Here is a 13,100-nt window from a genome sequence, read left to right as displayed (position 1 = left end):
AGCCTGGGAGAGGTCATCTCCCAGGCTTTTGTCCTTCCGTGTATATAAAAAACAGTTTGTTTTTTATACGCTCCCTCTTGGACCAGCCTTAGTCATATGACCAACGGAACCCTAGGCAGCTTTTTCGCTCACAAAATAGATAGTGAACCTTTATGCAGTTAATTGATTGGCTGTTAAGTTGTAGTATAGAGAGGAAAAAGATGTCTCGCAATTAGTATGTAACAATTTCTGACATAGTTTCTTCCACAAAGTGCATAGAAGAATTGTCACAATAAAATACAAAAAGAGCGCTATTATTAGCACCCTTCTGATATATTAAGTTGATAACTTTAAAAATTTAAAAAGTCTTTGCTAAATCTTTTGCACGTGCAATTCCGTTTGTTTTAATTTCTTCGGCTTTATCAGGCATTGCGTTGTGACCTTCAATAAATAATCCTTCAAACGAAGGTACTCCGAAGAAATTCATGATTACACTTAAATAGCGATGACCCATTTCAACTTCTGCAGCTGGTCCTTCGGAATAAATACCCCCTCTTGCTTGAATATGAAGTGCTTTTTTATCTGTTAATAAACCAATTGGACCTTCAGCTGTGTATTTAAACGTTTTTCCTGCTACAGCAACAGAATCAATATATGCTTTCATAACTGGTGGAAAGGAAAAGTTCCACAATGGAGTAACAAATACATATTTGTCCCCGGAGATAAACTGTTCACTTAATTCATTAAGTCTGCCAACTTTTGTTTTTTCCTCTTCTGATAACTCTTCAAAACCTTTGCCTGTTTGTAATTTTCCCCAGCCGCTAAATACGTCAACATCAATATGAGGAATATGTTCTTTGTATAAATCAATATGAACAATTTCGTCGTTAGGGTTGGCTTCTCTGTACGAATCAATAAATGCTTTCCCTGCTGCCATACTAAATGAAACCTTATCGTCATGTGGGTGTGCTGTTATATATAATATTTTTGCCATTTTCATCTTACCTTTCTATTTTTAAGTCATTATAGTTTGATACAAAATAGTGAAAATAAACAGAAAGATAAGGAATAACTAAAAAGATTTTCTCCGACTATACCAGTGACCAAGTAAATTCAGGATCGTTAAAATAGAAAATTGAGAATACAAGTTGCCAATCAATTTTTTATAAAGACTATTTTTGAGTTGCTTGATCAATTTGATCCAGCTTTTCCTGGTATGTCCCCTTCTCCACATTAGAAAAGGACTTGCTGTTGTAAGCAAATCCTTTTAAGAAACTATTCATTTATGTTTATAACGTATGGGTTTCCTGCAATATTCTTTCTCATTTCATCTGTGATCTCACCTGAATGGGTGTCAGTTGTTTCATTAGATGAAGTAAAATCTAATAAACTGCTTCCATCATAATGAAGTGGTTTCTGATTCATAATTATCCCCCTATTAATTCTTTTTTCCAATGATAGTGTTTACATTTATCTTACAGATTATTAAAGAAAAATACTAGCTCAAAATTTCATTTCTTTTCGTAACGATAGTAAAGTTGTTGTTTGTGATAATTTCTTTGTATGGAAGGTTTTATAACAACATCATGTTTTATTTTGGATGAAGAATTTATACTTATTAATAAATAAACTCCACCACTATTTTGCTTGATTTGCTTTTCAAAGAATGTTTTCATCTTTTTCCATACAAAAAGACCGCCGATTACTCGACAGTCTTTACTAATTATTTTATATCAGCCTGTGTTACGTAGACCTGCTGCAATACCGCTAATGGTCAATAATACTTCTGTTAATAATTCTTCATTAGGCTCTTCTTGCTGACGAAGTTGCTTAATGAGTTCTACTTGTAAGAAGTTTAACGGATCAACATATGGGTTTCTACGGTGTACAGATTCTTTAATATTTGGTGTATGATCTAATAATTCTTCATCATCAGTAATTTGGAGAAGAATTGCCTTTGTTTTTTCATATTCTTCCATGATATTTCCAAAGATACGATCTGCTATTTCTTTATTATTCACTAGAGATGTATATTCCTTGGCAGTTGTAATATCTGCCTTCATTAATGCCATTTGCAGATTGTCAATTGTGGAGCGGAAGAATGTCCATTCATTGTACATACGTTTTAAAAGCTGTAAGTTTTCTTCACTCTTAGATGCAAAATCCTCCAACCCTGTACCAGCTGCATACCAAGCAGGTAATAGCTGACGACTTTGTGTCCATGCAAATACCCAAGGAATCGCACGTAAATCCTCAAAACGATTACGGTTTTTACGTTTCATTGGTCGTGAACCAATGTTTAATTCTCCTAATTCATTTAAAGGTGTTGCCTCTGTAAAATATGTTAAGAAATCAGGGTCTTGGAAAACGAGTGATTGGTACTTTTTCAAGGAAACATTTGAGATTTCTTCCATAGCATTTTCCCATGCTTGTTCACGTAAATGCTGCTGCTCTGATTCTTTTGATAAGTTAACAGAAGCTTCAATTAAGGTAGAAGTTGCTTGCTCTAAACTACGATAAGCAATATCCTCAATTAAATAACGTGAAGATAAAACCTCACCCTGCTCAGTAATTTTAACACCATCACCCAATGTTTCTGCAGGTTGTGATAAAATACTACGGTTCAGCGGACCGCCGCCACGACCTAAAGAACCTCCGCGTCCATGGAAGAATTTCAACCCGATATTATAGCTTTTCGCCATATCATGGATTTCAAGCTGTGCATTATATAGCTTCCAGTTTGCTGTAAGTGTTCCACCATCTTTACTTCCATCTGAATATCCAAGCATGATTTCCTGAGAATCACCATGAATTTTTAAATGATTGCGATATACATCCATCGTAAATAATGTCTCCATAATTTTAGGACCCGCAATTAAATCATCCACCGTTTCAAGAAGTGGAGCAACATTTAAATGACTTTCCACTGAGCCGTCTGCATGTAATCGATAAATACCAGCTTCTTTAGCCAAAACTAACACTTCAAGAAGATCGCTTGCAGCTTGTGTCATACTTACTAAATACACAAGAATTGATTTTTTCCCGAATGTTTCATGTGCTTTCTTGATCATTGTAAAGACTTTTAACATTTCCTGTGTTTCTTTTGAATAATCTTCGTTTAAAAGTAATACAGGGCGTGGATCCTTTAGAACATTTTCCAATACTTTTATTTTTTCTTCTTCACTAAGTGCTGCATAATCATCTGCTACTTTTACTTTACGTAAAATTTCAGTAATCGCTGCTTCATGCTCACCGCTGTGATTTCGAATATCAAGTGTTGCTAAATGGAACCCAAATAACTGTACTTGGCGAATAAATTTCTTTAGCATTTTCAATTCGCGTCTTGCCGGTTGATGTGCATCAACACTTCTCTGAATTAAATAAAGGTCATCCAGTAGCTCGTCTGCAGCTTTATACCCGATATCAGATTTTCCAACTTCTTCCAGTCGAGCTAATATGATAGCGATTTTACGGCGATAAACTTCTGTTTCAACTGTCCACCGTTTTTCAGCAGGTAAGTATAGTTCCTCTTCTTTCTCAACATTTGAGATCAGCTCTTGACTGATTTCTACACGTGTAGAAGAATGGCTGAAGCGCTTCATAGCTTCAATTAATGACTCTCTATACTTTTTGAGAACAAGCTCACGGTGGCTTTCTAATGTTTCCCACGAAACTTCCGGTGTTACATTCGGGTTTCCATCTCTATCTCCACCAATCCAGGATCCAAAGCGTAAGAAATTCGGCACATTCCATATATGATCAGGGAATTGTTCAGAAAGTCCTTCCTCAAGGTCTTGGTGAATATCCGGTAATACATCAAAGAATGTTTGGTCAAAGTAATACAGACCATTACGAACTTCATCCATAACAGTTGGCTTTCGATGACGCAGCTCATCTGTTTGCCATAAAATTGTTACCTCATTTAACAAACTATCCTCTAATTTTTTGCGTTCTTTCTTCGTTAACATTGTATTGTCAAGATTTTTCAATATATTGCTAATTCGTTTTTGAATCTCAATAACTGAACGCTTAGTTGCTTCCGTAGGATGCGCAGTAATCACAAGTTCAAGAGATAATGTGTTCAAGACATTTTGGATCGTTTCCTCATCAATGTTATTTTCCTTTAAAGAAAGAATGGCACTTTCAATTGATGCGGATTGGACTACATGATCATCTTGGAGCTGATATTCACGACGACGACGTATTCGGTGATTAGATTCTGCGGCATTAATAAGATGGAAATAAATCGAAAAAGCTCGAATGATTTGCTTTCGCATCGGCGGATCTAAATTCACAATTTCATTTTTCATTTCGTCATAGACCTGTTTATCGAAATTACTTCGAAGAGACTTCGCCATCATTCTTAATTTTTCAACTTTATCAAGTAGTTCCGTTCCTCCATGATGAACAATAATTTCACCTAGAATATGCCCTAGAGATTTTACATCACGGCGTAACGGAAGACTGCTGTCATTCGCTTCTATTCTTGTTGTCATTTTGTCACCTTCCCAAAGATTTTATTATTCTATTAAATATTAAGATAATTCTATCATATCATTATTCGAAGAAATTTTCATCTAAATTTCACGAAATTGATATCTATATACGATGAATTTGACCTTTTCTATCTAATTTACGTATCATTATCTCAAATTTTATATAAAAACACTCTATTTTATATATGTAATCCTTAATTTATAAATGAAAATATTATTTGTCGAGAATACACATTTCAATAAATTCGTTACTAAGAACCTATTAAAGAGGGTAAAAAAATTACTTTAAAAATGCTAGCCTATCATTTCATATAGGTTTTCTCTTCCAAAAGATCTGTTACCTAAATTTTAGTAAGCTATTGTAAAGTTACTGTAAGGTGTTGGTTAAAGTTATGTAAGAAACTGATCAAATGTGCTAGCCCCCTTAATCAACCTAAATCAAATTGAATAAATTTTCTCTTCCAAAAGATAAAAAGACAGCTCTATAGAAACTGTCTTTTTTATAAATTATGAATCTAAAGCATCTAAAATGATTGTCACTTTAAATAAATCTCCATCAACATCAATTTCCAGTTGTCCTTCGTGCAGATCAATAATTGATTTTGCTATGGCTAAACCTAAACCGGATCCTTCCGTATGACGTGATTCATCTCCACGTTTAAACCTTTCAAATAATTCATTAATATCATCACTAAGTTCATACTTTGAAATATTTTTAAACGTGATCAAAATTTGTTGATTTTCAAGCTTAATAGCTATATATGCCCTTGTATTCTCTAAAGAATATTTCAGTATATTTCCTATTAAATTTTCAAAAACTCTCCACAACTTTTGTCCATCTATATATGCAAAAACAGGTGTATCAGGATTTGTTACACGAAATTGAACAGTTGAAGACTGAATTGTTTCATTGTATTCAGCAAGAGCCTGTTGAAGAAGTTGGACAACATCAACCTTTGCCTTCGATAATTCAATGTTTCCACTGGCCATTTTCGATGCTTCAAATAAATCATCAATTAGCACTTTTAATCTTTTTGACTTACGATCAATTATTTCAATATATGTTGAACGTTCATCATCTGAAAGCTCCCCATTTTTTAATAACTCAGAATACGTAATGATGGATGTTAAGGGTGTCCGCAGATCATGGCTTACATTTGTAATTAATTCAGTTTTCAATCGCTCGCTCTTCACCTGTTCTTTCCGCGAGGTTTTCACACCATGTTTTAATTGATTAATATCCCTGGCGAGAGTAGCAAGAGAAGTTTTTCCAACAACCTTCAAATCTGCTTCAAATTGTCCCTTTGTTAGGGAAGATGTATGTCGGATAATCTTATTATAGTATCCAATTCTTTTTATCAAGAAAATGAACATCGGCAAGGCCACTACAAGCAGTGCTGGAAAGTAGATAAGTAAAAACCTCGGTTCAACAACCACTACAGCAGCTCCTAAGCCAAACATAAACACGATTGTCAGAACAAGGAACACTTGAGTTCCCACTCTGCGATTTGAAAATGCATCCCGAATCATTTTCATTAGGTGATACGTAATTGAATGTTTTAGCAACCCTTTATTTGAATGTATTTCTTTTAATATTGGTAATAAATATATCCATTGGACAATTGTTATTCCTAGAAAAAAGACCATCATAAAAAATCTATATAGCAGGTCCCTAAAAGAAAAATAGTCATAATAATGAGGGAACTCATCAATTAATAGTAAGGAAATGATTGCTGTGATTCCAAACAACCCAAAGGTCACATCAATTGGTAAACGATCATAATATTTCTTTAAGCTATGGGATTTTATTCTTTGAAAAATTGCCATTTTTCTTGCCATAATGATGCTAATTATAAGTGACAAGAGGGCACCAATCGAATAAATCCAGAATACAATTCTGTGATCATTAAAATTATGGTAAGAAGCCATGATGGGATTTGCATTTGATACACCTTTACGAAGTCCAATTTTCCCTTCATATAAAGCATTTGTATTTATATTTGTCATAACATCTTCGTAGCCATAAATAAGTGATTCTTCTCGAACACCTAAATAATTGACATTGTTAGCAGGGTAGGAGTTTACATAAAGCATATTTTCAGCCTTAAAAGCTGCATCGGCTTCCCTAGTATTCTTAGACGGTAGATTTGTATAGATCTCACCTGTGGCTGTATTTTTTAAATAATAGGCAAATGCCTCATCATATACTTTGTAATCATTTCGATATCCTTCTAATTCTTTATAATATTCATCCACTCTTTTTTCTTTTTCTTTTATAATTTTTTCTTCAACATATTCATCACTTTCAAAGTTTTTGGTTATGTCTTCAAGTTTTGTGTCACGTTCTTTTATATAAACATTGGCAACATCTTCATTTCCACTTGCTTTAGCCTCTTCAATTTTATATTGATACTGATCCTTTATGCTCTGGATTTGATCAGTTAACTCACCATAACGATAACGATATTCATCGATTTCTTCCTGAGCAACTGTAAGGTTTCTTTTAACCTCTTCCTTCTGTTGATAAGAAAACTCAAATGCCTGAAGATAACTCATGAATGTTCCGACGGTACTTTCATATTGTGAAGTTTTAAAATAGTTTGTCTTTAAATAATCATTATCATTTACAAGTGCGGTTAACACCCCACTAATTCCATATGTAAACAAAATCAACCATAAAAGCATGACCACTCTATTTTTCCATTTTGTATCCAATGCCCCATACCACCTTTAAATATCTTGGATTTTTAGGGTCGATTTCAATTTTTTCGCGAATTTTTCGAATGTGGACAGCCACCGTATTTTCCGCGTTATAACATGGTTCCTGCCACACACGTTCGTAAATTTCCGAAATAGAGAACACACGACCAGCATTCATCATTAATAATTCAACAATTTTATATTCAATCGGAGTTAATTTTACAGCCTCTCCGTTCACAGCCACTTCCTTTGCCTCCTGATCGATCGTTAAACCGTTTAAATCTATCGTTCGATTTCTTCCTTCAAAGTGACCTAATTTTACATATCTTCGAAGTTGAGACTTCACTCGTGCTATAAGTTCTAAAGGATTAAAGGGTTTGGTCACATAATCATCCGCTCCAACTTGTAAACCTAGAATCTTATCTGTATCTTCACTTTTTGCACTCAAAATAATTATCGGAATGTTTTTTTGCTCACGAATTTTAAACGTTGCAGAAATTCCATCCATTCTTGGCATCATGACATCAAGAATGATTAAGTGAACTTCACTTTCTCTTAAACGTTCAATTGCCTCTACGCCATCACCAGCTAATAACACAGTCAAACCTTCATTTTTTAAATATATTTCAATCGCCTCACGGATTTCTTTATCATCATCTACAACTAGCACAGTATAATTGTTCATCTCTCTAACCTCCCTTCGAAAGTATACCATGTTTAATTTACTTCGGATGTTCTCAGTATAAACAGAAGTTCTTAATATAAAGGTATGGGAAAAATGAAGAATTTCTTAAGAATGGGCAATATTAAATTTTTCTGTTGAATAATGCTTCAATCCACTAATTGCAACATTAAGCAAACATATCCAAAGATAATTTTTAAAATAAAGAACAAAAAGAAAAAGTGAGCCTTTATAAGACTCACTTTTAGTAATGTTTATGCAACTGGAATTTTATTTACCTTCACCACTTTTCTCGTTTCATTCGATTCAAGTGCTGCTAATATAACATCAAGGGATTTTCTCCCTTCTTCACCAGTAATAAGTGGAGCTTTGTTATTGCTGATCGCGTCTATGAAGTGATCTATAACATGAGTATTTGTTTGACCACCCTCTTCATTTGATTGGATTTTATCAAGTTGGTACTTTACAACTTCTCCATTTTTATATTGGACAATTAGTGAATGATCCGGGTCATCCTCTAACTTTAATACAGCATTTTCAGCGTAAATAACAGTAGAGTTATCACCACCCGTTACATAAGACCAACTTGCTGTTAATGTTCCAATAACACCTGATTCCATTTTTAAAACTGCAACTGCGTTATCATCTATGTCTGTATCTTCTTTCGCAGATGTTTCAACAAATGCACTAACCTCCGCCACTTCTCCTAGTAAGTAACGAATTAAATCTGATTTATGGACTCCTAAATCTCCTAGTGCACCGATGAATGCCTGTTTTTTATCAAAGAACCAGCTATTTCTTCCATCGATGCTCCATTTCTCAGGTCCAGGGTGACCAAACGTTGTTCTGAAACTATAAATCTTTCCAATTTCGCCGCTTTCTATTAGCTGTTTTACTTTTTGATGAGATGATACAAAGCGTTGATTATGTGCAATCATTAACGTTTTATTATTCCGTTTTGCAGTTTCTATCATTTCTTCTGCTTCTTTTCTAGACGTAGCCATAGGTTTCTCACAAAGAACATGTTTACCTGCATTTAATGCTGCAATTGAAACAGGAGCGTGAAGATCATTTGGTAAACAAACACTTATTACATCTACTTCTTCAAGTTGAAGCACTTCTTCGTAGTGTGTATAAGCCATTGCTCCATATTTTTCAGCCATTTCCACTGCACGCGTTTCCACAATATCACACACCGCTACAATTTCAACACTTTCATTATTCGCAAACTCGATTAGGTGACGTCTTCTCGCAATACTACCACAACCAATAACCCCAACTTTAATCTTTGACATTTTTTCATCCTCCAGTTATTTGTTTTATCCTTTTACTGCTCCTCCTGCTAAACCTTTTACAACTTTTTCTTGAGAGAAAAGATACACAACAAGGATAGGCAAGCTTGCTAATGTTAAGGCGGCCATAAGACCAGGGATATTAACTGAGAACTCTCCTCTAAAGTCTTGTAGACCTAAAGGTAATGTCATGTTCTCTGGGCTTGAAATTAAAACAAGAGCAAAAATAAATTCGTTCCATAGGTGGATAAAGTTATAGATCAATACGGTCATCAACGCTGGTGTTAACATTGGCAAAATCACTCTCCAGAAGATACCAAAATGGTTACAACCATCCATTTTTGCTGCTTCCTCTAATGATTTTGGAATTTCCTGCATAAACTGAGTCAAAATAAAGATTGAGATTGGTAGACTAAAAGCAATATATGGTCCTAATAAAGCCCATACTGTATCAAAAACTCCCATGCTTTGTGTGAGTTTAAAAATCGGGATAAGAGTAGCATGGATAGGCAACATCATTCCTGATATAAATAGTAAAAATAAAACTTTGTTTAATTTAAATTTCATTCTGCTTAAAGGGTAGCTTGCTAATGCCGCTACAAGCATTACAACAAAAACAGCTACAACGGATACCAGCATGCTATTTAAAAAGTAGCGGGTTAAACCCATTTCAAAAACAGATTGAAAATTTTCAAAATTAAACGATGAAAATAATGCAAATGGTTCCTCAAAAAACTGACTTCGTGACTTGAGTGAAGTTGAAATCATATAAATGAAAGGAAAACCAGTGAAGACTAACAACATAACGGCAATCATATAGAGAGGTAGTTTCTTAAATCCCATCGTCATATTCCGTAGGCTCCCTTCTTTTTACGTAAATGATCCATCACCTGAATAATAATCGTAACGAATAAGGCTAAAAAGAACATAACAAAGGCAATCGCACTTGCATAACCCATATTGAAGTTAATAAACGCCTGTTTAAACATATAAGTCCCTAATAATTCCGTTCCGTGGTTAGGACCTCCACCTGTCATAATATAGAAAATATCAAACGCTTTTAACGATCCTACAATTGCTAGAATAGAAGAGCTTACAATCGTTGGCATGAGAAGCGGTAATGTAATGTGAAAAAACTTTTGGAAAGGATTTGCACCATCAATTTCAGCTGCTTCATATAATTCATCAGATATTCCAACAATGGCAGCCTTAAATAGAATCATATAAAATGGAGCGAATTGCCAAACGATAACTAATAATACAGCAAATAATGCGGTATTTGTTTCACTTAGCCACGAAACATTTTCAAAGCCAAATAGATTAATGATACTATTAATAATCCCATTTATTGGATCAAACATTAAGACCCATAACAAACCGATCGCAACAGTTGACATGAGAAATGGAAAGAAATAAACACTACCAAAGAATTTAATTCCTTTAATTGGAGCAAACAACATAAGTGCCATGATTAAACCTAGAGGGATTTGAGCAAAAACCGAAGTTAATACAACCCATGTATTATTTGTGAGAGCTCTCCAGAAAATTGCGTCTTTAAAAAGATCCACATAATTTTGTAATCCTACAAATACTCCTACACCCATGCCGTCCCATTCATAAAAGCTATACATGAGGGTGGAAAAAATCGGGAACAATACATAGACAGCATAAATAATAATCGCTGGGGCAACGAATGCGCCAATGGTTAAAGCGCTTCTTAATTTTTTCTGTGTACGTGATATCTGTTTGACAATCGTCCTATTTTCAGCCACTTTTACAGATGTATCCATTTCAGTCACTCCTTTTTTTACAACAAGAGGGGGAGATCCCCCTCCCACTGTATTACTCTAAAACCTCTTTAGCTTTTGCTTCCATTTTCTTTGCTGCTTCCTCAGGTGTCATGTCCAGCCCAAAGATCGCTTGAGTTGTATCTTTGTGTAATTCTGCTAACTCTGGTGGAAGTGTTTGGTCATAAGGCATTTGTAAGTGAGTTGCTTGTTGTAACACATCGTAAAAACGTTTAGTGAATTCATCCGCTGGAACTACATCTTTAACTGCAGCTAAGGAACCAGTTCTATCCGTATAGTTTTGTGCTGTTTCTGTGCTAGTTAGTTCTTTTACCAATTCAGTTGCTAAATCTGGATTCTCACTGTTTTGTGCTACAGACCAAACTGGACCTGTATTTGCTCCCACATGAGTTTGGTCTCCTTTACCGCCAGGAACTGTTGGGAATAAGAAGAAATCCATTTTCTCCTCAAATTCAGGCGCTTCTTCCCTAACATTATTTAAGAAAGAAAGGGACATATCCATCATCGCTGCCTTGCCAGAGTATAATAATTGACGCCCTTGACCTTCATCATACGGGACACCATTAAAGCCTGGATTGAATGCATCTCTTTCTACTAGTTCTTGAATATATTTTCCAGCCTGAACATAATCTGGATCATCAAAGCCTCTCCCTTGTCGCTTGAAGGCACTATCAAATAATTCCGGTCCAGCAATTCTACTAGCAAAATTCATAAAGATGTAAGCACCCGGCCATTTTGTTTGATTAGCTAGCGCAATTGGGACAACTTCATTTTCTTTTAATGTATCAATAACATTTAATAACTCATCATATGTTTTTGGTGCCTCAAGTCCAAACTTTTCAAATAGCTCTTTATTATAGAAAATAACATCAATCGTCAAGCTTAAAGGCATGCCATACACTTTCCCATCATAGGTCGCGTTATTAAGAGCAAGCTCATTGAAATGAGATTTATCAGTTGCATCTGTAATATCATAAACTTTTCCTTGATCCACGAAATTCTTTAGCCAGCCGCCACCCCAGCTGTGAAACACATCTGGTGCATCATTACCTGACATGGCAACTGATAACTTTTGTTTATACGCATCGTTCGGAATTCGTAGTACTTTCACGTCGACATCTGGATGTTTTTCCTCGAATCTTGCAACAGCTTCTTCATAAACCGCCTCTTTTTCACCTGGATCAATATGCCAGAATTCAAGTGTCTTTTTCCCGCCATTTGATTCACTTTTACCAGAGTCTGATGTTGCTTGCTCTGTAGAGCCGCCACCCCCGTTGAGCCCACATGCACTTAGTAGTAAAACAGCCATAATTGTGAAAACAGATATTAATTTCTTCATTCTTCCATCCCCTTTGTTTTCGTTATGAGCTTTAAATCGTGATCAATTGGTTATTTTTCAAATAATTCATGCTAATTTCGATGCTCTCTAGAGGTGATCTTCTAGACCTATCCTGTTCTACAACAAACCACTCTACATTTGATTGTTTTCCTTGATTTAGTACCCCATCTAGATTAACCCCACCAGTTCCTAGTTCCGCAAAAAACTTTTCCCCATCTAACGTCATATCCTTAAGATGAACAAGTGGCGTTCTTCCTTGATATCGTTTTAACCATTGAACAGGATCTTCACCTGCTTTTGTTAACCAATACACATCAAATTCTGCCTTCACCCATTCAGGATTTGTTTCGTCTAATAGAAGTTCTAAAGGCTTTTTGCCATTATCTAGTTCAATTAATTCAAAATCATGATTATGGTAAGAAAGCGTAATACCTGCTTCATGACATTTATGACCAATTTCATTTAAGATTGGGATAAGTTCATAATAAGCTTCTTTTGTTCTTCTTTCTGTTGGAAGAACAGGACATGCAATATGTTGACTACCTATTATTTGCTGATATTCAATGACCTGGTCTAATTCATTTTCAAGCATAGAAATTTGTACATGGCTGGAGCTTGCTTTTAAACCTAGGCGATCAAGTTCCGTTTTTAATTGACTTGCCGTTAATCCTCCATATCCTGCAAACTCTACCCCTTGATATCCAAGTCTTGCAACTTTTTCCAATGTTCCAATAAAATCTTTTTCAGTCTCTTCTCTTAATGTGAATAACTGTAAGCTAAATTGAACATTAACCATAAATAAAT

The 13,100-nt window shown here is 35.0% G+C and carries 10 protein-coding genes and 1 riboswitch; all 10 genes read right to left on the bottom strand.

What is annotated here, in order from left to right; translation table 11 throughout:
* Positions 1–15 precede the first annotated feature (15 nt).
* Positions 16–126: riboswitch (guanidine-I (ykkC/yxkD leader) on the bottom strand.
* 211 nt (positions 127–337) lie between these two features.
* The gene (locus HWV59_RS09000) at positions 338–973 is read right to left on the bottom strand and encodes an FMN-dependent NADH-azoreductase (RefSeq protein WP_175638685.1); all 636 of its coding nucleotides are present in this window, start codon (positions 971–973) and stop codon (positions 338–340) included.
* 281 nt (positions 974–1,254) lie between these two features.
* Entirely contained in the window at positions 1,255–1,404 is a 150-nt protein-coding gene (locus HWV59_RS08995) for a hypothetical protein (RefSeq protein WP_175638684.1), read from the bottom strand.
* A gap of 308 nt (positions 1,405–1,712) precedes the next feature.
* Complete coding sequence (gene ppc / locus HWV59_RS08990) at positions 1,713–4,475, bottom strand: phosphoenolpyruvate carboxylase (protein ID WP_102232226.1); 2,763 nt, start codon at positions 4,473–4,475, stop codon at positions 1,713–1,715.
* 507 nt (positions 4,476–4,982) lie between these two features.
* A complete protein-coding gene (locus HWV59_RS08985) occupies positions 4,983–7,190 on the bottom strand; it encodes a sensor histidine kinase (RefSeq protein WP_175638683.1) in 2,208 nt (735 codons plus the stop codon).
* Positions 7,168–7,860, bottom strand: coding sequence for a response regulator transcription factor (locus HWV59_RS08980; protein WP_102232224.1), 693 nt, complete (start codon positions 7,858–7,860; stop codon positions 7,168–7,170). The genes HWV59_RS08985 and HWV59_RS08980 overlap by 23 nt, the downstream gene beginning before the upstream one ends.
* 251 nt (positions 7,861–8,111) lie before the next feature.
* The gene (locus HWV59_RS08975; protein ID WP_175638682.1) at positions 8,112–9,152 is read right to left on the bottom strand and encodes a Gfo/Idh/MocA family protein; all 1,041 of its coding nucleotides are present in this window, start codon (positions 9,150–9,152) and stop codon (positions 8,112–8,114) included.
* A 24-nt stretch (positions 9,153–9,176) separates the two neighbouring features.
* Positions 9,177–9,998, bottom strand: a complete 822-nt coding sequence (locus HWV59_RS08970) for a carbohydrate ABC transporter permease (RefSeq protein ID WP_102232222.1) — start codon at positions 9,996–9,998, stop codon at positions 9,177–9,179.
* On the bottom strand, positions 9,995–10,939 hold the full coding sequence (locus HWV59_RS08965; protein WP_175638681.1) for a carbohydrate ABC transporter permease: 945 nt from the start codon (positions 10,937–10,939) through the stop codon (positions 9,995–9,997). Before HWV59_RS08965 ends, HWV59_RS08970 begins: the two co-directional genes overlap by 4 nt.
* 52 nt (positions 10,940–10,991) lie before the next feature.
* Positions 10,992–12,296 carry an ABC transporter substrate-binding protein gene (locus HWV59_RS08960; protein WP_175638680.1) on the bottom strand — a complete coding sequence of 435 codons (1,305 nt, stop codon included), beginning with the start codon at positions 12,294–12,296 and terminating at the stop codon, positions 10,992–10,994.
* Positions 12,297–12,327: 31 nt separating this feature from the next.
* Positions 12,328–13,092: a sugar phosphate isomerase/epimerase family protein gene (locus tag HWV59_RS08955; RefSeq protein WP_102232219.1), complete on the bottom strand. Its 765-nt coding sequence runs from the start codon at positions 13,090–13,092 to the stop codon at positions 12,328–12,330.
* Positions 13,093–13,100 lie beyond the last annotated feature (8 nt).

Source organism: Metabacillus schmidteae (assembly GCF_903166545.1).
Classification (GTDB): domain Bacteria; phylum Bacillota; class Bacilli; order Bacillales; family Bacillaceae; genus Metabacillus; species Metabacillus schmidteae.
This window is presented reverse-complemented; position numbering and strand designations above follow the sequence as displayed.